Origin of the sequence: Solidesulfovibrio alcoholivorans DSM 5433 (assembly GCF_000702665.1) — a bacterium.
Classification (GTDB): domain Bacteria; phylum Desulfobacterota; class Desulfovibrionia; order Desulfovibrionales; family Desulfovibrionaceae; genus Solidesulfovibrio; species Solidesulfovibrio alcoholivorans.
Genome location: NZ_JNJA01000011.1, coordinates 100,953 through 120,475, shown reverse-complemented (window position 1 = coordinate 120,475; position 19,523 = coordinate 100,953). Strand labels below are relative to the sequence as shown.

The 19,523-nt window shown below is 49.6% G+C and carries 19 protein-coding genes and 3 pseudogenes; 10 read left to right on the top strand and 12 right to left on the bottom strand.

What is annotated here, in order from left to right:
* Nucleotides 1-324: 324 nt before the first annotated feature.
* The 6 genes from Q368_RS24870 to Q368_RS0117150 form a co-directional block, all read right to left on the bottom strand.
* Nucleotides 325-1,029: a sulfotransferase family protein gene (locus Q368_RS24870; RefSeq protein WP_084158866.1), complete on the bottom strand. Its 705-nt coding sequence runs from the start codon at nucleotides 1,027-1,029 to the stop codon at nucleotides 325-327.
* A gap of 11 nt (nucleotides 1,030-1,040) precedes the next feature.
* Nucleotides 1,041-2,405 carry a DUF1796 family putative cysteine peptidase gene (locus Q368_RS24865; RefSeq protein WP_162179660.1) on the bottom strand — a complete coding sequence of 455 codons (1,365 nt, stop codon included), beginning with the start codon at nucleotides 2,403-2,405 and terminating at the stop codon, nucleotides 1,041-1,043.
* Between the two features lie 527 nt (nucleotides 2,406-2,932).
* Nucleotides 2,933-3,391: an IS66 family transposase gene (locus Q368_RS27100; RefSeq protein WP_043786295.1), complete on the bottom strand. Its 459-nt coding sequence runs from the start codon at nucleotides 3,389-3,391 to the stop codon at nucleotides 2,933-2,935.
* Nucleotides 3,392-3,483: 92 nt separating this feature from the next.
* The gene (locus Q368_RS27095; RefSeq protein ID WP_052360253.1) at nucleotides 3,484-3,828 is read right to left on the bottom strand and encodes an IS66 family transposase zinc-finger binding domain-containing protein; all 345 of its coding nucleotides are present in this window, start codon (nucleotides 3,826-3,828) and stop codon (nucleotides 3,484-3,486) included.
* 122 nt (nucleotides 3,829-3,950) lie between these two features.
* Nucleotides 3,951-4,283 (bottom strand): IS66 family insertion sequence element accessory protein TnpA, encoded by a 333-nt coding sequence (gene tnpA, locus Q368_RS27465; RefSeq protein ID WP_084158864.1) that lies wholly within the window; start codon nucleotides 4,281-4,283, stop codon nucleotides 3,951-3,953.
* Nucleotides 4,284-4,433: 150 nt separating this feature from the next.
* Nucleotides 4,434-4,748, bottom strand: coding sequence for a hypothetical protein (locus tag Q368_RS0117150; protein ID WP_029460270.1), 315 nt, complete (start codon nucleotides 4,746-4,748; stop codon nucleotides 4,434-4,436).
* A 132-nt stretch (nucleotides 4,749-4,880) separates the two neighbouring features.
* On the opposite strand from Q368_RS0117150, the gene Q368_RS25900 reads away from it, so the two are divergent.
* From Q368_RS25900 to Q368_RS0117120, 9 genes and pseudogenes are all read left to right on the top strand, one after another.
* Entirely contained in the window at nucleotides 4,881-5,069 is a 189-nt protein-coding gene (locus Q368_RS25900; protein WP_156955779.1) for a hypothetical protein, read from the top strand.
* A gap of 241 nt (nucleotides 5,070-5,310) precedes the next feature.
* A complete protein-coding gene (locus tag Q368_RS27460) occupies nucleotides 5,311-5,874 on the top strand; it encodes an integrase core domain-containing protein (protein ID WP_425423685.1) in 564 nt (187 codons plus the stop codon).
* Between the two features lie 150 nt (nucleotides 5,875-6,024).
* Nucleotides 6,025-8,235, top strand: a complete 2,211-nt coding sequence (locus Q368_RS25895) for a tetratricopeptide repeat protein (protein ID WP_156955778.1) — start codon at nucleotides 6,025-6,027, stop codon at nucleotides 8,233-8,235.
* Between the two features lie 133 nt (nucleotides 8,236-8,368).
* Nucleotides 8,369-9,414 (top strand): annotated as a pseudogene (locus Q368_RS24080) (integrase core domain-containing protein); the annotation flags it as partial.
* A gap of 255 nt (nucleotides 9,415-9,669) precedes the next feature.
* On the top strand, nucleotides 9,670-10,452 hold the full coding sequence (rfbF, locus tag Q368_RS24075; protein WP_052360252.1) for a glucose-1-phosphate cytidylyltransferase: 783 nt from the start codon (nucleotides 9,670-9,672) through the stop codon (nucleotides 10,450-10,452).
* Nucleotides 10,446-11,519 (top strand): CDP-glucose 4,6-dehydratase, encoded by a 1,074-nt coding sequence (rfbG, locus tag Q368_RS23385; protein ID WP_043786294.1) that lies wholly within the window; start codon nucleotides 10,446-10,448, stop codon nucleotides 11,517-11,519. The genes rfbF and rfbG overlap by 7 nt, the downstream gene beginning before the upstream one ends.
* Nucleotides 11,503-13,092, top strand: a complete 1,590-nt coding sequence (gene rfbH / locus Q368_RS23380) for a lipopolysaccharide biosynthesis protein RfbH (RefSeq protein ID WP_211249789.1) — start codon at nucleotides 11,503-11,505, stop codon at nucleotides 13,090-13,092. Before rfbG ends, rfbH begins: the two co-directional genes overlap by 17 nt.
* Before the next feature lie 6 nt (nucleotides 13,093-13,098).
* Entirely contained in the window at nucleotides 13,099-13,977 is an 879-nt protein-coding gene (locus Q368_RS24845; protein ID WP_084158863.1) for an NAD-dependent epimerase/dehydratase family protein, read from the top strand.
* Nucleotides 13,974-15,008, top strand: a complete 1,035-nt coding sequence (locus Q368_RS0117120) for a GDP-mannose 4,6-dehydratase (protein ID WP_029460268.1) — start codon at nucleotides 13,974-13,976, stop codon at nucleotides 15,006-15,008. The genes Q368_RS24845 and Q368_RS0117120 overlap by 4 nt, the downstream gene beginning before the upstream one ends.
* Before the next feature lie 407 nt (nucleotides 15,009-15,415).
* On the opposite strand, the gene Q368_RS25890 is transcribed toward Q368_RS0117120, so the two are convergent.
* The 4 genes and pseudogenes from Q368_RS25890 to Q368_RS25885 all read right to left on the bottom strand — a co-directional run.
* On the bottom strand, nucleotides 15,416-15,586 hold the full coding sequence (locus Q368_RS25890) for a hypothetical protein (RefSeq protein ID WP_156955776.1): 171 nt from the start codon (nucleotides 15,584-15,586) through the stop codon (nucleotides 15,416-15,418).
* A 78-nt stretch (nucleotides 15,587-15,664) separates the two neighbouring features.
* Nucleotides 15,665-17,362, bottom strand: coding sequence for a bifunctional sulfate adenylyltransferase/adenylylsulfate kinase (locus Q368_RS0117105; RefSeq protein ID WP_029460267.1), 1,698 nt, complete (start codon nucleotides 17,360-17,362; stop codon nucleotides 15,665-15,667).
* Between the two features lie 92 nt (nucleotides 17,363-17,454).
* Nucleotides 17,455-17,571, bottom strand: a pseudogene (locus tag Q368_RS27455) (integrase core domain-containing protein); the annotation flags it as partial.
* A 16-nt stretch (nucleotides 17,572-17,587) separates the two neighbouring features.
* Nucleotides 17,588-17,729, bottom strand: a pseudogene (locus Q368_RS25885) (Tn3 family transposase); the annotation flags it as partial.
* 190 nt (nucleotides 17,730-17,919) lie between these two features.
* On the opposite strand from Q368_RS25885, the gene Q368_RS0117100 reads away from it, so the two are divergent.
* On the top strand, nucleotides 17,920-18,480 hold the full coding sequence (locus Q368_RS0117100; protein ID WP_029460266.1) for a recombinase family protein: 561 nt from the start codon (nucleotides 17,920-17,922) through the stop codon (nucleotides 18,478-18,480).
* On the opposite strand, the gene Q368_RS0117095 is transcribed toward Q368_RS0117100, so the two are convergent.
* A complete protein-coding gene (locus tag Q368_RS0117095) occupies nucleotides 18,453-18,950 on the bottom strand; it encodes a metal-dependent hydrolase (protein ID WP_029460265.1) in 498 nt (165 codons plus the stop codon). The genes Q368_RS0117100 and Q368_RS0117095 overlap by 28 nt on opposite strands.
* 2 nt (nucleotides 18,951-18,952) lie before the next feature.
* The gene (locus Q368_RS26500) at nucleotides 18,953-19,381 is read right to left on the bottom strand and encodes a hypothetical protein (protein ID WP_029460264.1); all 429 of its coding nucleotides are present in this window, start codon (nucleotides 19,379-19,381) and stop codon (nucleotides 18,953-18,955) included.
* Nucleotides 19,382-19,523: the final 142 nt, after the last annotated feature.

Genomic DNA, 19,523 nt, shown 5'->3' with positions numbered 1-19,523 from the left:
CGTCAAGAACAGTGCCGCAAAACTCGACAGCGACGTATCGAGGAAGATAACTTGGTGGTAAGTTGTCGAAAAATCCAGGAAACAGATACAGCCGTTTTCGCAACACTGGAAACTTTATCCGGTGGAAGCAGCGGCCATAGGCGACGCGGGAGCTTGTTTGACGTTGAGAAGATGACAAAATGTCGCGTCTTTCGGGAGTCCGTCCCCTAGGGCGCCGGTTGCATTGAGTAGCAAAGGCCAAATTCCCGGAACAATCGAATCATTTCGGATCACACCGCCAGAGATCGCAGCATATCTTTTGGAATTAGAATAAAGGGAGGAGTACTATAGCGGGTAGTTAAAATTGATAAAATCTTCCATGTATATGTCTTGAATGCATTTAACGGCTTCAGCAGTAAAATATTGAGTATGTTGTTTAGTGGATCCCTTTCCAAAATGAGGAAGAGTCCCAAAAGAAACTTCGCGAAATATTTTTTTTAAAACATGCGGCAAATCTTCCGCCAGTTTTTCAAAACGACCTATGAAATCATAATTAATAAAATTATAAAATATTTGATATGTTTGTACTCTCCAGTGTGGGTCCATCTCATAAATATGCTGCCTTTGAATTGCTTTAAGAAACTCCACAAAAGGTGGCATGCCATTGAAATGCGAAAGACCAAGCTTAGCACAATACCAAGGGTCTTGCATTTTATCTAAATAGCAGGATAACGCTCTTTGATATGGATTCCGAACAAACGAAAAGATAAAAACAGAATTCGATTGTAACATTTCTTGAAATAAACCATGAGGTATTTCGTCAGGGCTTTTCAAAAGAGATTGAGATTTGTCATGAAGACGCTTGGTACTATCGAACGCCAAGGTTTCTCCCTTTGCGTTTGCAACATGCATCTGCAATGAAGCTTTAATCGTGCCACATGCACATTTAGGATTCTCAAAATACAAAAAACTGTGGTCTTGAGAAATATTCACGCCATAATTAAACTCAGCCAACGGCATAATAGCCGAAATTGCATCCTTCGATATCATACCAATACTCGCTATAAAGCAGATTTCATAGCACCAGGTTTTAGAGAAAATTCTTGAAAGAGGGAATCCCAATTCTTCTCATCTGCTTTGTCTGCTTGATCGCATGGTGCAAAAAAAGAAACGTATCGATTAAATATCCCCGGGATATTCCAGTCGCCTTTATTTTCAAAAGCATCATCTCGCATAATAACAAGAATGTCAAATTTATGAGCAGGGAATTTCTTTTTTAACATTGCCTGAAAATTAATAATTTTCGCTTTAGCATCACTGTCATCGGCCTTAATGATATAAAGCACATTATGTTCGGAATTGCAAATTTGATAGAACCTATTCCTTAAATAGTTCATTTTTGATTGGAGTTCACGATGAACATGGTCAAGAAACTTTTGTATCGAACCATCAAAAGATATATGCTGAAATGGAAAATGATAAGAAATGTTATACATGGTATCGACAACCATCTCGGAAGAAAAATCAAGACGTAATTTTTCGATTTTAAGGCTATCAGAAAAATCATTAGAAATAATACGTATCAATGAATCCAAAGGTGTAATAAGCCAATTAAAATAATAAGCGACATCCCAGCCAAGAAGCCTGCGGATCTGGAACGAGACTTCACAATTGTTACCTAAAGAGATATATTTATCATAGCCCTGGATAGCCTCAATTTTTGGACGGTAACGTATGGATAATTGTAGGGCCTTCTTATCTTCCCCCGTAATTTCATATTCAAAAATCACATTACTAGGCAAAAAATCTTCAATATATTTTTTTTTATCGCCATCTATAAAATAAATTCCTTTGTCATCGTAATTAAAAGCAAACCGAGGCTTACTCGTAAAGATATTCTTTGAAAGATCATTCAAGAATGTATAAACAATTATCACACCATGTACCTTTAAAATTTTACAAAATGCTCCCAATGTTGCAACAGGGTCATAACAGCAATCCAAAGCAGTTCTCGTATATATTAAATCGAACTGCTTATCTTTGAAATACTCCGCCACTTCTTCTGGATCAACTTTTAGTGTTCTAACAAGAGGGGTGACACCATACTTAGCAATTATTTCATCATATATATCAGCATAACTATCTGTTGCAGTAATACAAATATCTTTGCCGTCGCTTTTCTTTCCTAATACCGTCAAAGGGCCGGCATTTACATCAAGGACATCGATCGATTTGGTATTTGAAGGAAGCAAATTTACTAAATTTTGAGGGAATATGGTGTCGGGATCCATTCTTTCAAGGTACTTCTCAGGCCATTCCAACCCACGCGTTTTAAACCATTCATTCCAAAAAGAATATTCTTGCTGCTTTGCACTTTCCCACTCTTCATTGTTTCGCGCGGGGATAACATCATTATGGTTGCTCATCATAAATCCCTTACATGATTATCCGTTACAATAAAAGAGCACAAAAATCAGGAAACTTGCTACACAGCTGACGACATCACGCAATTGCTCAACATTAGTTCAAGTATTGCAACAAGCAAAGCCTGAAGCATGTTGCATGCTTAGCTCTATATTGCATACTCTTACCGCAACAAAATCATCATACTGCCGACACAATCGGTGGCATGACGACGATCCTTCGAAGTGGACAACGACCCAAGGATAAAAACTTCCTGCATTCTGCCTTGCGGACCATTTGATGAATTGAACACCAAAGCCAAATTTGCCGAAACGGTCGAACCCTTTCGGATCACACGGCAGAGGTCGCGGCGTATCTGTTGGAATCAAGAAGAGAAGCCTTCCTAAGATTGGAGTACCTGATCTTTTAAAAATTATTATACTTGAAAAAACGTCCGTTGCCCAGAGAAAAATCATGCGGTGCTGCATTAAATAAACGTAAACGCCTAATATGGCGCATCTTGTCAGGTCGAGAGGAACGCTGCAGGAGCTCAGGCAGAGATGATTATGGAACAGGGATCGAGATATTGGGCTAGGAGCGCCTTGCGTTGGGTATCGGTGGTTGCGGCCGCCAAAAGCTCAAAGAGGTGCCACAGATCGCGGTACGACTCCAGGCCATTTGCCTTGGCTGACTCGATGAGGGAGGAAATGGTGGCCGAGACGTCGGCGCCGCGCGGGTGGCAGGAAAAGAGCCAGTTCTTGCGACCCACGGCAAAGGGACGGATGGCGTCTTCGGCAAGATTGGTATCCGGTCTCAGCCGGCCATCCTCAAGATAGACGACCAACCGGTCCCACTGCTTGAGGGCAGAGTTAAGGGTTTTGCCAAGCAGACTCTTAGGCGGCGTGCTGGCGACGCGGGCATCGAGCAGCACCTTAAGCTTTCCAGGATCGGCCTGGACTTTTTCGCCCGCAGGGCGGCGAGGCTTTTGCTTTTTGGCTTGGCGCTCCACGTCGTAGAGCTTGCCGCTCAGATCCAGGGCGGCATGAACCCGGTTTTCACCGTCAGCTCGTGGTCTTCCGCGCCTTCGCAGGTCTGTCAGGCTTACTGGGGCCGGATGTGGCGGACGACCTGGATTTTGGCAGGCACAATGTCGAGCTTCTCGCTGACTTCCTCGCCGATGCGCACCAGGACCGCGCCGCAAGGGCAGGTCGTGGACGACCGGAATCCTGGGCAGATCAGCGGGAATGGGTCGGCGATCGCGTTCGCCGCGGGTGTGGGCCGGAGTGCAGGCCTCCTCGAAATTCTGCGGTTGCGCTCCTCCACGGTCTGTTCGGCTTCGTCGAACAGAGAAAGCTGCTGCTCCTGGCCGATGCGGGGCTTTTTCTCGGACTTCGGCCCGGAGATGATCAGGTTCTGGAACCGGATGCTCTTGCAAAAGCCAAACATGTGGCCGGCGAACGGATCAAGTTACAACTGCTGCCAGCCCCGGAGGGACAAGCCATCGATGGCCTTGCACATGTCCGTGGCCCCCAGGGCTGGGGAACCCCGGCCGTCGTTTACCGGAAACATTATAGGCGCGCCAGCGTGCGAATGAGTTTCTCAAATACCGCCACGGAAAAGTTGCCCCGTATCTCAATCCGGAAGTTGTCACCCCCATGCACCAGGATCGGTTTCGGTGTTGCAATGACCCCCTGGGGCGGTGCAGGCAGTGCCACTGGAACGATGGTGACGGATTGCGCAGCATCCTTCCCGCTGGCTTTTGTCAGCCGCGTCCGCCAATAGTTCCGCGACCTCTGGGAAAGGGCATGCTGCCGACAGCATGCCCCCTGCGTTGCAAACCGTGATATGCCAGCCCAATACGCTGTATTCTTGGTAAGCGGCTCTGTTGCTGATACTGTCATGCTCGTCCCCCTGTGGGGCTTCCCATGACAGAAAACTCAGAAGGCGAAGGGCCACTTTAAACGCTTACAAATAGACTTCACACGACAGCCAAAACATCTTTTAAAACATTGGTCCCTCAAGCAAGTGCGTTCACCGCAGTTGACCAACAATCAGTTTTCCATCATGATACCTAACAGGGGCTGCCAATTGGCAAACGTAGAGGATGCAACAAGACGCACGCTTCTCCCGGAACTCTGAGCGGACAAGGCCGTGGCCAGCATGGGGTTAAAAGAATCACCCGACGGAATGGTCATCCATATTTCGGTAGAGGAACCCGAAAGGGTAAAAACGACATATGTATAGGTTCCCACGACGCCGGTTTTGACAATGGTCGCTCCATTTGCGGCAACGTTCGCCATTCCCGCATTAACGGAAAAGGCAATCAGGGCACACGCTAATGTGATGGAAATAAAAATCTTTTTCATAACCCCTCCAGACTGAAAAGTTATTTTTCTATCTTTTATGGTCTCCTATTTTGTGCGTCAAGAAGAAATTTCGCTTTTGGAACAAAATAAGAAACTCTTACATGCAGCTCTTCTGTAACCCTCGATTTCAAAATGGCCCGCGAAGAGTTGAGATTTTTGGCAACTCCGTCTCAGGAAGGCGCGATGGAAAAACCTCGATTCGCGGTGTCACTGATTGTCATGATGCTCAAGGAAGCCGAACACGGCAGTTTGGAACAGATGTTTACCGAGTTGCGCCTGAAGAATCAGGCTCCAAAGGATGCATTCGCAAAGAAGTTGTAAGGTCAGATGACAAGCGAGAGTCGATCACGACGTTCACATCGAGCAGGTGCAGTTTCTTCGGAGAGCCTGCTGTGCATTTAGCCTGAACAGGTCTGCGGATGGCTATGAGCCCAAGACTCCCGAGGATGCCAAAGGAACGAAACGCTTTTCGACCTGGCCGAGTGATTTCCGCAGAGCGCCTTCGCCAAGCAGTTCTCGCTGATTCGCAGGCTGCAGCCACTTGAAACCACAAGCGGATGAGGTGGTCGCAAGAAATTGGACAAGCCTGTTAAGCTCCAGTCCCCAACGAGGGAGGACGGTTTCGATTTCCAAGCGACAAAAGTTTTCAGCGGAGTTCAAGACGAAATTGGCGCTTGAGGCCCTGCACGGGGAGTCGACCTTGGCCGAACTGGCAAGCAAGTACGACGTGCATCCGACGCAGATCACCGGTTGGAAGCGTCGGCCCAAGGAAAGTATGGTTGCGGCCTTTTCCGGGCAGGCGGCGACCGTGCAGAAGGATGCCGCCACGAAAATCCGCGAACCCCACGCCAAGAGCGGTGAATTGGCTGTGGATAAGGATGCCGGTGTCTCCATCTCCATGGATGCAAAGGGCCGTTGGATGAACAATGTCTATATTGAGCGGCTGTGGCGCTCGTTGAAATGGGAGTGCGTTTACCTGCGAGAGTTCGAAACCGGCAGCCAGGCCCGACAAGCCCTTGGAAACTGGTTCCGCTTCTACAATGAGCAGCGACCGCATGCGGCTTTTGACAATCGCCGCCCCATGGACGTATACTATGAGGGACAGTCGGCCCCAAAGGCGGCATGAGCACCAAACGGACTAGAGCTTAACTGCGCCGCCAACCTGTCCAACCAACCCGGATCACCTCAAGACTCAATCGGACCTTCCGCTATGAAGTGCTCGATTTCTCAGTTTTCAGTAGTTGAACCCTGAAGACAATGTGAGCTGGATATGAATATGCAGTCTTTCAAACACATTTCGTTCCTTCTTAACAAAGAAGAATATGATAATGCTTATAATTATTTAGACAAAGCTATCGAACTACCTTCTTCTGCTACACATTCATCAAATGGCAGCACGCAGAACGAGAAAAGTATTTATGCGCTCAGTTCTTTTTTTATAACAAATGCGGCTTCCAATAATAACGGAGAAGAAACACGAATTTATGCAGAGATACATAGACAACTTGGCGTAGCCCTCAACAGGCTTGGAGATATTGAAAAATCAGCGAATCATTTCCAGTTATCATTTATTTTCAACAATAAACAACCCGTTTACCTTTTTGACATTCTAGGAAATTATTATTTACACAACGGAAACAATGAAGAATGTTTACGTCTATTGGCATCGGGACTGGAATTTTATCCGGACCATCCACTTATTCTTCGCTTGGCAGGGACGGCGGAGATTAGAAGTTCAAATAATGAAATGGCATTTCATTATTTTTATAATTCGATAAAAGTAGACAGAAAACAACCAGCTTGGGTCTACCTCTCTCTCCTAAAATCGACAGAATTATCACCGCAGAATCTCGATATACTTGCTTCAGATACCATCATCTCCCATGAGCTTGAAAAAACTCTTAATACCTTAAGATTATTATTTATCACCAAAAGCTGTTCATCCCATAATCAACATAAATTCGATTCAATCAAGTCACTTCATACACCGATACTGTTTTTGCTAAAACTCTATATAGCGAAATACGTAAAATACATAGATATCAAACACGCCACAGATCACGATATTGACAACTTGAAATCCTTAGGGATATCAGGTTATTTTTTAAAATTATTTTCAAAGGGACCATCAAAAGTTCTACAATATATCTTGGATGCATACGATTTTGATGCATCTAAATTACTGACGGATCCGATTTGCGACAGAATGTCAGAAGCATTTTATATATTAAAAACACATGAAAAACCGGTCCTTTGTCCTTTTTCTGGCTGTGCTACTTCTACAAAAAAAAGCATTGGCTTTGAAACATTTTTATATTGTAACGAACTAAATTCATGTTTAATATTACAAAATTCACATGCATTATTTGCTGTTTGTGATTCAGCTTATTTCTTTATAGATCATAATATAATGCTTTTTGATGGCAAGATCACTTGCTACGAAAAACTACAAGAAGTTTTATTAAAATTGCTTTATAATACACTAAGCAATATTCAAAATGTTTATGACCACCTTGTTTTCAATTCTGACAACCAACCGATAGCTACAATTGAACCTTTATTTCCACACCTCGGCCATGCTCTATACAATGTTTATTCTGCTTATGGAACATTATTTGATGTATCTTGCTTTCACAATATAGAATACTATGTAACATACAACAAAACAAACTGGTTTGGCTTTATCGGCGACTTATACAAAAACGAATTTTTTTTCAGCAAAAACGTACGAGTTAATGATGAAAATGAAATTTTTGATTTTATAGTAAACAACCATGCGATGCCAATTTTCATCAAAGACAATTATATTAGAGCTAGTTTGTCGAGAAAAATTGTTGATCACAGCATTGCTACATGCTCTCTTGAGTTTTTAGAAAAAGCTAGACAAGTCAGACATACTGCTTGGCCGCTTATTCTGCTTACACTACGACTTGGGAATCGATCCTGGATAAGCCAATGTAGTGGCTTTATAGATTTAATTATAAACCTGCAAAAGCATTACCCGCGAATCCACTTCATCATTGATGGCATGACCGATTCTACAAATAATGCATATGGATGGACACATCACTGGATGTCAATGGATAATGAACTTGAAATGGCCGCCAAAATTTTAGAAAATACTCCACCTGGAATCGTTCACAATGGCGTTGGATGTAAAATGCATGAAAGTATTACTTGGTGTCATTTTTGTGACGCATTTATTGCACCAATGGGCTCTGGAATGACAAAGTATAAATGGGTTGCGAATAAGCCTGGCGTTGCATATGCGAACACAGCCACCTTAAGCATCCCTGGAAAACATGAATTAAATGTTTGGGATTATAATCGCGAAGGAATCATTCCGGCGATCTATGTCCCCAGAGAATCAATAATATATGACGAAGAACATACAAGTTTAATAAAAAATAGATCGAATTACGACATGGATTGGGAATTTATTTATGAAACTTTTAGAAATCTTTTGACAAAAATTGGATTTAAATAAAATGCTTTTTGGAATTTCCCGTGGAGAGGTGACCGGCCACGGTCTTCTCGGGTGGACGGCCATGGACAAATGGAACCATACTTTAAGGCCGAGATCAAACACGAGCCCTGTGCGGCGCACAAGATCGTCCACGATCGCTTCCACATCATGCAGCACGCGGGCTAGGCCGTGGACAAGGTCCGCCGGCAGGAACATCGCGACTACTCCGCTAGCCCCGGTGGCCAAACGCCACGACGTGGGCGGGCAGACGATCTATGACTGGCGGCACCGTTTCAGCGGCATGAACGCCGCAGACGTCGAACGTCTGCGCCACCTGGAACAGGAGAACACCCGACTCAAACGGCTCTGGCCGAACGGGACCTCGAGATCGAGGTCATGAAGGAAGTCCGCCGCAAAAAAGGGAGGCGCACCCGCCAGGCACCGGCAGGTGTTGTTTGCGCAGCGCGCGGATTGTCGTAGCGCAAGGCGTGTGCGTTTTTTTCCGTTCCCCCTCGAAGATTGGCTATGCGTCGCGTCTCGAGGTTCGGGATGGTCCGCTCCAGGCGGCCATGGAGCAGTTGGGGCACGCCATGGGGCCCGACAAGGCGTTGCGGCTCTGGCAAAAGGCGGGGTTACAGGTGCCTCGAAAGCGGCCACGCAAACGTGTGGCGCACTCGCGGCCTCGGCTGCAATTGCCGTCAGGAGCCAATGAAGTCTGGGCCAATGATTTCGTCGTATGACACCTGCGCCAATGGACAGCAACGCAAAAGTCTTCCGAGCATTGACGAGTATACGAGGGAGTGTCTGGCTATTGACGTTGCCGGGAGCATTAGGTCAAACCGGGTTATCGAAGTCCTGTCGCGCCTGGTGGGTGAACGCGGCTCCTGCGTTGGGACAACGCTCCGGAGTTTGTCTCCAAGGCGCTATGCGCTGGGGGGCGCATCAAGGGCCCGAAGTTGCCCTGATCGATCCCGGTGAACCCTGGCAAAACGGGATAGTCGAAAGCTTCGACGGCAAATTCCGGGACGAATATCTGTCCATGGAGTGGTTTCGCTCCCGGATGGAAGCCAAGGTGGTCATGGAGGACGGACGCCGGACTTACAACGAGGTGCGTCCGCAGTCGAGCCTCGGCAAAATGACGCCGGGGGCTTTGCATAGACGGACGGCAACAACTCAAACCCAGGAGCCACCCTCAAGAATTCACCGGTCCGTAGAATGCCGGCAAGTCAGAATTACCCCAGCGTTGGCTGGGGCAAGAAGTTCGTGAAACGCTGGCTGATCTGGGCGAGGAAGTCAGGCCTGTCCCCGATAAGGTATGATTTCATTCTCTCAAGGATTCTGCGACTCAGGCCGGAACAAGGCAACTATTGCATACCCTACCGCTCCAATCTGTTGGTATATTTTGGATAGTGTTTACAAATTCTATCTTAACATTTTTTAGTCTATGGAGTTACCATGAAGGCCGTAATTTTGGCAGGGGGATTTGGCACGAGACTTTCTGAAGAAACGCTGCTTCGTCCAAAACCCATGGTTGAGATTGGTGACAAACCCATTCTTTGGCATATTATGAAGTGTTACTCTCACTACGGCGTTAATGACTTTATAATTTGCCTAGGATACAAGGCATATATAATTAAAGAGTATTTTGCTAACTATTACCTTCATAATTCTGACATCACGTTTAATATGATTACAAATGAAATTGAAGTTCATAAAAACAATTGTGAACCATGGAAAGTTACATTAATTGATACAGGCATGAATTCAATGACGGGCGGTCGGCTTAAACGCGTCGCACACCTGCTTGATGGTGAAGAATCTTTCTGCTTTACTTATGGCGACGGCTTGGCAGACATTGATATTGCGAAATTAATTGATTTTCACAAACGACAAGGATTGTTAGCCACAGTAACCACGGTCAGACCTCCTGGTCGTTACGGAATTGTTTCTTTAGAAAATGAACGGATTGCTTCGTTCAAGGAAAAACCTGAAGGAGATATATCCTGGATCAACGGAGGTTTCTTCGTATTGTCGCCCAAGGTAATCGATTACATTGCCAATGATCGGATAGTCTGGGAAAATGAACCGATGGAACGCTTGGCTAAGGACGGCCAGATGGCGGCTTATAAACACCATGGCTTTTGGCACGCCATGGATACCTTGCGCGATAAGAATTTGCTCGAAGATCTGTGGTCACAAGGAAAAGCACCTTGGCGTTGTTGGGATGTGGCATGTTAAAATCATACGATGGCGCTACGGTCCTGATTACAGGGCACACTGGTTTCAAAGGCTCGTGGCTTTCTTTGTGGCTCCGAAAACTTGGCGCAAATGTCGTCGGTTATTCCGTTGGCACCCCAAGCACTCCTTGCCTTTTTGATGTTGCGGGAATCGCGTCTGATATCGTTCATGTCCAAGGCGATATCAGGGACCAGCGATCCATTGACGACACTTTTCAGCGATACCAACCCAACTTTGTTTTCCACTTGGCAGCGCAGCCTCTTGTCCGCCTTTCTTATGCGGAACCGATAGAAACTTTCGAGACAAACGTCCTTGGAACCCTGCGCGTACTAGAGGCAGCAAGACGATGCCCCTCCGTCCGGGCCATCGTCAATGTCACAAGCGACAAGTGTTATGAAAATCGCGAATGGGTCTGGGGGTATCGCGAGGACGATCCGATGGGAGGACATGATCCCTACTCGGCCTCGAAGGGATGTGCCGAGCTCGCGGCCAAGGCCTACTATCGCTCGTTTTTTGGTTCCGACGATAGGGGAGGCCGCCTCCTGGGACTGGCATCCGCCCGCGCAGGCAATGTCATCGGCGGCGGGGACTGGGGTTTAGACCGACTCGTCCCCGACTGCATTGTTGCGTTCCATCGGGGCGAAAAGGTTATCCTGCGCCACCCCGAAGCGGTACGCCCGTGGCAGCATGTCTTGGAACCCTTGTCTGGCTACTTGAAACTTGGCGCATGTTTGATCTCGGATCCAAAACGCTGGTCCGGTGGATGGAATTTCGGACCAACGGGCCAGGAAATAGTTACAGTGGGCCAACTGGTGGAATCATTAGCCTGCAGTTGGGGAGAGGGGAAATGGACTGTTGAGTCAGAACATCAGTTGCATGAAGCTCGTTGGCTCAAACTTGACATCTCCAAGGCTCACATCGAACTTGATTGGGCTCCAAGACTTTCTTTCCAACAAAGCGTAAATATGACTGTACATTGGTACAAGAGTTATTACAATGAGGCAGATTCACTCCACTTAAGACATATAATCGAGGAGCAAATAGAATTTTATGACAAGCTCATCTAGGCTTTCTGTTGGATGTGTCGTAGATTATTTAGGTAAACGCTACGTAATTGTCTATTTGGGAACTGTAGTGATTGGTTGTCCCTTGGCAGATGAAGGTATGCCACTGACGTTTGCCACCGACGATCCCGATGCAGGCCTTTCTCTTTGTTCGGTTGACATCGCGACTTCCACACGTATTGATCCTAAAATTTGTACAGTTTCCTGGAAATTTTCAAAGAAAATGATTGATTCTCTGTTGCGTGCAAGGACAGCAACAACAGTCGATGCATACACGGATTTTGCTCATGCCCCACAGGAATTTGTGCTTGGCGCAACGGCAGTTCCCGTTGCCGGGCGGTGCTTTGGCTCCGAAGAAATGCGCGCACTTGTAGATTCTTCATTAGACTTTTGGTTGACTAGCGGACGCTATAACGATGCCTTCGAAACAAAATTCGCTGCATATGTCGGAGTAAAACACGCGATTACAACCAACTCAGGCTCTTCATCCAACCTGCTATGTCTTGCTGCTTTGACTTCACCACAATTAGGTGAAAAAGCTTTACAACCTGGCGATGAAGTCATTACAGTTGCGGCAGGGTTTCCGACGACGATAAATCCGATTATACAGTTGGGTATGGTTCCGGTATTTGTCGATATCGAATTGGCAACCTACAATATAGCTGCCACGCAACTTGAAGCAGCCAAATCCGATCGTACTCGCGCTATTATGATTGCCCATACCCTTGGAAATCCTTTTGACATAAACGCTGTTTTAACATTCGCACAAAAATACGATCTCTGGGTAATAGAGGATTGCTGTGATGCTTTGGGAGCTGAATATGATCTCTCGGAAGGGATTTCAAAGCCTTCGTGCACTCCAGCCAAGAGCCACCGAGTAGGATCTTTTGGCCATCTCGCCTCATTTAGTTTTTATCCTGCCCACCATATTACAATGGGTGAAGGCGGTGCTGTTGTCACAAATGATCGAAAACTTGCAAAATTAGTTACGTCATTTCGTGACTGGGGGCGCGATTGCTGGTGTCCAACCGGGAAGGACAATACTTGCGGATGCCGTTTTGAAAAAACCTTCGGGGATCTTCCTCCAGGATACGATCATAAATATGTCTACTCCCATCTTGGATATAATTTAAAAATAACAGATATGCAGGCCGCCATTGGTCTTGCGCAACTTGAAAAGATTGAGGCCTTTGTCGAAACCAGACGAAGGAACATGGATTTACTGCTTGAGGCATTGAAACCGCTAACCGACATTCTGCTTCTGCCACGCGCGACACTCCACTCCCTTCCATCCTGGTTTGGCTGTTTGCTGTTGTTGCATTCTGATGCTGGGGTTGATCGAGAATCTTTATTACGTTTTCTCAATGATCACAAGATTGGCACACGCCTTCTTTTTGGCGGAAATTTGACCAAACAACCCTACATGCGGAATTGCAAGTTTCGTATTGTAAACGATCTGGTAAACACCGACGCCGTTATGCTTCGCGCCTTTTGGATTGGCGTTTACCCGGGGCTTGGTCCTGCACACATCGAATACATTGGACGTATTTTAACATCTTACTTTGGACGATCCTAAATCGTGATGCATATCCTCCTCACGGGAGCAACGGGCTATCTTGGCAGGCATGTTTTACATGATCTCATTGCGCGAGGGAATAAATGCACATGCATTAAACGCCCAAGCAGCAATATTTCAATTATTGATAAGTCAGACAAAGTACAATTTATTGATTACTCAGAAAATGATAATGGTTTTTTATTTTCCTGCGCTCCTTTCGATGCTGTAGTGCATTTGGCGGCAAGCTATGGGCGAAGAGGCGAGACCGTTACGCAGGTTGCGAAATCCAACCTGCTAATGACGATAAATCTTTTAGATATTTCCCAAAAGCTTGGCATCAAGACGTTCTATTATGCTTCTACAACAATTGACCGCTACACAAACCCCTACGCACTCTCCAAAGTTCAAGCAAGTGAATGGGGAAAACTTCTTTCTAAATTCAATGGACCGCGTTTTATAGAACTTAAATTCGAACACTTTTACGGTCCAAATGACGATCCGACTAAATTTACAACATTTATTTTTGAATCACTTGTTCAAAACCAGCCAGAAATCAAACTTACTCCCGGCGAACAACAACGAGATTTTATTTATATTGATGATGCAGTTAGCGCAATACATGCGATAATAGAAATTGAAAACACTAAAAACACTGCCTTTGAATCCTGGGAAATCGGCAGCGGCTCGACGGTTTCTCTAAAAGAGTTTGTCAACATCGTCCGAAATACGACAAAGTCTAAAACAAATGTTTTATTTGGTGCCTTGCCTTACAGGCATAACGAAACCATGCTTTCTGTCGCCAACATTGCCCCTCTCCAAGCCTTAGGCTGGAATCCTCAGGTTTCCCTGAGCGAAGGCATTTCCCGTAGTCTCAAAGCAATACGCCATGAGGAGTCATTGTGAAATTTTTTATCAACGGTGGGTGTGGATTTCTCGGAAGCAATCTTGCTGCAGAGGTGCTACAACGCGGAGAGGAACTTGTCGTGTTCGATAACCTCTCCCGTCTAGGCGCTACGCAAAATCTTGATTGGCTTAAAAATAAATGCAACTTCCGGTTTATTCACGGTGACATACGTTCACAATATGATATTGATCGTGCAATTAAAGAAGAAAAACCTGACTTTCTCTTCCACCTTTCTGGCCAAGTTGCGATGACAACCTCTATTGCAAATCCACGACTAGATTTTGAAACTAATACTTTTGGTGCTTTTAACACTCTCGAAGCTGTACGCAAGCATTCACCTTCTTGTAAAATTATTTTTTCATCTACAAATAAAGTTTATGGCGACTTAGAATGGATTATCTACAATGAAACACCTCTTCGTTATATCCCAAACGGTTATGAAAATGGATTTTCTGAATCCTTACCCTTGGATTTTCGTTCTCCATATGGCGTCTCCAAAGGGAGTGCTGATCAATATTTTTTAGATTATCATCGTATTTTTGGATTGCACACCTGCGTATTCCGGCATTCCTCCATGTATGGCGGACGTCAATTCGCGACTTACGATCAGGGTTGGGTTGGCTGGTTTTGCCAAAAGGCTCTGGAGATAAAACACTGTGATAATAATAAATCAATCGTTATTTCCGGAACAGGCAAACAAGTTCGCGATCTTTTGCATGCAAGAGACATGATCTCTCTTTATTTTAAAGCTACTGAACATTTTGATGAATGTGACGGACATGTTTTCAACATTGGTGGAGGCATGGAAAACAGCCTTTCCATCCTTGAACTTTTTAAAATGTTGTCTGAGATACTCGAAATAGAAATCACGATCGAGCATTTGCCACCACGTGCCAGCGATCAAAAATTTTTCGTGGCTGATATTTCCAAGGCATCACAGCGCCTCGATTGGAAGCCCGGGGTCGGAAACCACCAGGGAATCCTCGAGATGCTCCACTGGACGGAATCTCACTTGCTCTCCCGAAAGTAGCAAAGCCCCTGGCCTTGTGAACGGCCGTGGCAAACTGACCCGGACTCGCAATTGAGAGTTGACCGACCCTTCCTGCAACGTGATCTGCTCCGTCAGGTTCAGGCCCATGCTTACGAGGAAACGGTGAATGGAGATTCAAATTCTCCGACAACAGGGCATACGTGATTTCGAGACTGCTGCGTAATCCTCGCCCCTTGCTGCTGGCCTCGTTTCTCGGGACACGAGGCGCAAATTGTGGCCGCTTTTTCTTCAGTGCCAGAAGTTCTTCGCCCCGTTGGCGGCGTTTGCCAGCCAACGGATGCAATTCTCCTCAGCCCCCCCTTTGAGGACGGCCTTTTTCAGATCGAAGGCCATGGCATTGAGCAGGTCACCGCCAGCCGCCCTCACAAGATGGGCCCATGGACCGCTTACGCTTTCAAAGCACCTGCAATCCGGCTTTTTGCCAAAGGCGCAACGCCTTGTCCGGTTCCATGGTGTACCCCTGTTGCTCCATGAAAACCGATATCCCCTTCGACGCCGGCAACAAACCACGGGACAATCCACCCCAGAATCCGAGAATACGGGGCCGTATCCTTCATGCTCGCCCTCCGGGGCGGACCATATCCGGTCACCTCCCAACGGAAAAGTCGGAAGGATCAAACTCGGAAAGCCCTCTATTACAAATAATCCTGTTGTTCCAGGTAGAGTAGCACTTCCTGTGCGCCTTCGTCAGGGCTTATCCTATCCGTGTGGAGGGCGAGCTCAGGGTGCTCGGGGATTTCATAAGGATCGTCGACGCCGGTGACCCCCTGAATGATGCCGGCACGAGCCTTGGCGTAAAGGCCCTTGCGATCGCGCTGCTCGCAAACTTCCAGAGGCGCGGCCACGTAGATTTCCATGAATCCGCCGTAGAGGCTCACCATCTCGCGAACATAGCGGCGCGATGCGGCGTATGGCGCGATGGGCGCGCAAATGGCGATGCCACCGTTCTTGGCGATCTCGCTGGCCACGAAACCGATGCGACGAATGTTGAGGTCGCGGTGGGCCTTGGAAAAGGTCAGTTCGCTGGACAGATGCCGCCGCACGATGTCGCCGTCGAGCAGAGTTACCGGCCGCGTGCGCAGTTCCATGAACTTGACGTAGAGCAGTTTGGCCAAGGTGGACTTGCCCGCTCCGGAAAGTCCAGTCATGAAAATGACGAATCCCTGCTTGTTGCGCGGCGGGAACGATTTGCGCAACTCCTCCACCACCGTAGGGAAGGCGTACCACTCCGGGATATCCAGGTTGTATTCCAGCCGGCGTTTGAACTCATGCGCGTTGATGTCCTTAACGGTCATATCGGCGGTCACATCCCTAGCCGCGATGTACTGGGCCTTTTCCTCGACATAGGTCATGGGTGTGAGTGGCACCATGGCGATGCCGGTCTCATCGGCCAGGCTTTCCACCAAGCGTTGGGCTTCGCCTAAAGGGTAGAAGCGGGATTCTGCGGTCGGGGCCAGGGGATCGGCATGATCCGGAGTGACGAGGTAATGGGTGCAGCCGTAGTTCTTGTGGACGAGCGCTTCGAAGAGAGCCTGGCGTGGGCCGGCGTTGACGCCAAACCGGGGCAGCAGGTTCAACTGCAGCATGTTGGCGGGAAAAGTTTCGGCAAAGCGCTGGGCGCAGCGGACTGTGGCGAAATGCGCAATGCCGCCAGCCAGCGCATCGTCCACGACTGATTGCAGCAGTATATTGCCGCCCACCGATCTAGCGGCTTCCAGGAGCATGGCTTTGTGGGCACAGTGGAGCAGGCCCTGGCTCTGGTGCCCGAGGATCTTGCGCCAGCCCCGTTGCTGGAAGAAATGCTGGACCGCGGCCGGCGAACGGCGCGCTTCAGCGTAATCGCAGTGGCTGGGCAGGGCCAGCCCTTCGAGGGTACCGGCCAGCCGGTATTCGGTTCTGCTGCGCACATACTCCATGGCGTCGGGATGAGCTTCGGGGGATTCAACGCCGAAAATGGCTCGGGCCTCCTGGAGGTTGTCCGCCTGCCAGACATCGCCGACGGTCAGGACTGCCAGCATGAAGCCCTCAACATCGCGAAGAGCCAGCTTGTCGCCTGGGGCGATTTTCTGGGCCAAGGACTCCGGTACGTCGAGGCTGACGGGCATAGGCCAGAGCGTGCCGTCGGCCAGGCGCATGGAGGACAGGACACTCTCGTAGTCTTCGCGCCCCAGGTAACCGTTTAAGGGATAGAAAGCCCTGGAAAGCAGGAGTTCCAGCTCGCAAAGCTGTCTGTTATTGAGGACGAGGGACTGATAGGCGAGAGAACAGGCTTTGATTTCTTCCCCCCGCAGGAAATGGACGAGCAGATTTTGGGAATGAACATGATTTTTCATTGGAATGGCTCCTTGATGTTGCAGGAACAGAGATTCTACGCACGTTCCAAAAATACGCCTCGTTTCCATGCCGTAATATGGAGTTGCCCCCGCTAAACCGGACGGGCCGCGTTTTCAATTGAACGGACAAACTCGCGTGGCGAGCGCATCGGTAGGCCCTTGTGCGGGTGTTCTTCGTTATAATCCTCAAACCAAGCCGGCAAGTGCGCCCCATGGGGTAGCGGAAATCGTCTGGCCGTGACCGCGTAAGGCGTGAATGCCTCCTCGAGATAGATCATGTTCCACAACACGATGGCTACCGTCACTCGGTTGAGGCCACTGGCCCGGAGCGCTGCGGTTCGAAATTGCGGTCGCGGATTTCGCCTAGGCAGGAACATAAATCATCTGTGTTGGCTTCAGCAATCCCCAACATACTTTCGTCATGTTAGAGTATACTCCAACCTAACGTCAGTCCGACACCGGAAATACCGTCAGGATAACGTCCAGTATCGTTTTTCTTGACAGTCGTTGCCTATGGTCATAGGCTCTTTCCTGACACTTTGCGCCAGGGAGACCCCATGCAGGGACAACGCATCGGCTACGTCCGCGTCAGCAGCCTGGACCAGAACCCCGCCCGGCAGCTCGAGCACGTTCCCGTGGACCGGCTCTTCGTCGACGCCGCCTCGGGCCGGGACGCCAGACGGCCGCAACTCGAAGCCCTGCTCGCCTTCGCCCGCGAGGGCGACACCGTGGTCGTGCACAGCATGGACCGCCTGGCGCGCAACCTCGACGACCTGCGCCGGCTGGTGCAGGACCTCACGCGCCGCGGCGCGCGCATCGAATTCGTGAAGGAAGGGCTGACGTTCACCGACGAGGACTCGCCCATGGCCAACCTGATGCTCTCGGTGATGGGCGCGTTCGCCGAGTTCGAGCGGGCGCTGATCCGGGAGCGGCAGCGCGAGGGCATCGAGCTGGCCAAGCGACGCGGCGTCTACCGGGGCCGGGCCAAGGCGCTTTCGCCGCCGCGCGCGGCCGAGTTGCGCGCCCGCGCCGCGGCCGGCGAGAAAAAGGCGGCGCTGGCCCGCGAATTCGGCATCAGCCGCGAGACGCTCTACCAGTACCTCAGGCGGTGCGACTGACGCGCGCGCCGCCGCCACTCCACCAGCGCGATGCATGCCAAAAGCGGCGCGATGGCGACAACGGCCTGGTCCGGCCAGAAAAGCCCCAGTTGCAGCGTCTTCCAGGAAAACGGGAACAGCCAGAACTCGCCCGCGTCGCCCAGGTCGCGTTGCAGGAAATCCAGGGCGTAGTGCAGCGCCGCGCCCGCGACCAGCCAGGCGAAATACCCCCGCCGCCGCGCCTCGGGCAAGAGCATCGCCAGGAAATACGCGACGAGCAGCACCGGCACGGGCTGGTGCAGGGCCAGCAGCACGTGGTGCGCCCAGGGCGAGGACGCAAGCACCCCCGGCGCGCGCGAAACGAAGTCCGGCAGGCAGCCGCCCAGGTAGAAAAGCGCCGCATCCGCCTCGGGCAGATCCCTGCCACGCCGCGCCTCGATGCCGCGCCGCGCCAGATGCGTGGCGCACAAATGGGTGAAAAGATCCGGCACTCTCAAAACCCCCCGCGCCGCCAGACCCGGAAAACGAGCGCGGCAACGAGCAGCGCCGCCGCCAGCGAACCCCAGACTTTGACGCGCCGCTCCAGATACACGTGCACGGCCACGGCCTCGAAACGGTCCGGGGCGTGGAAGACGGCCTCGATGTCGGCGTACTTGCCCGGGGCAAGCTCCGGGAACGCGCCCGAAAAGCGCACGCCGCCGCCGGAGCCCGCCGTGAAGGCGTCCGGGGAAACGGCCGTGACACGCGCCGGGCCGGCGACCAGGGTCCGGCCGTCGCAACGCCCGGGATGGGCCAGGCAGTCGCCCGGGCTCGCGCAGCGCCAGTGGTCGGACGCGGCCGCATAGGCCCCGAGCCCGGCGAGCAGGAGCAGCGCGGCAACGAGCTTGGCAAAGCGGGCTCGGTCGGAAAAAAGGATGCGCATGGGCGTTGCGGTTGCCTCCCGGAATGGCCCTTCCTCGCGCGGACTGGCCTTCCGCCCGGATATCCCCTGGCCGCGCCGTGGGCAAGGCCGCCCCTTCCGCGGCAAATAGCGCTTGCCTGCGCCGCCGCCTCCCTCTACCACG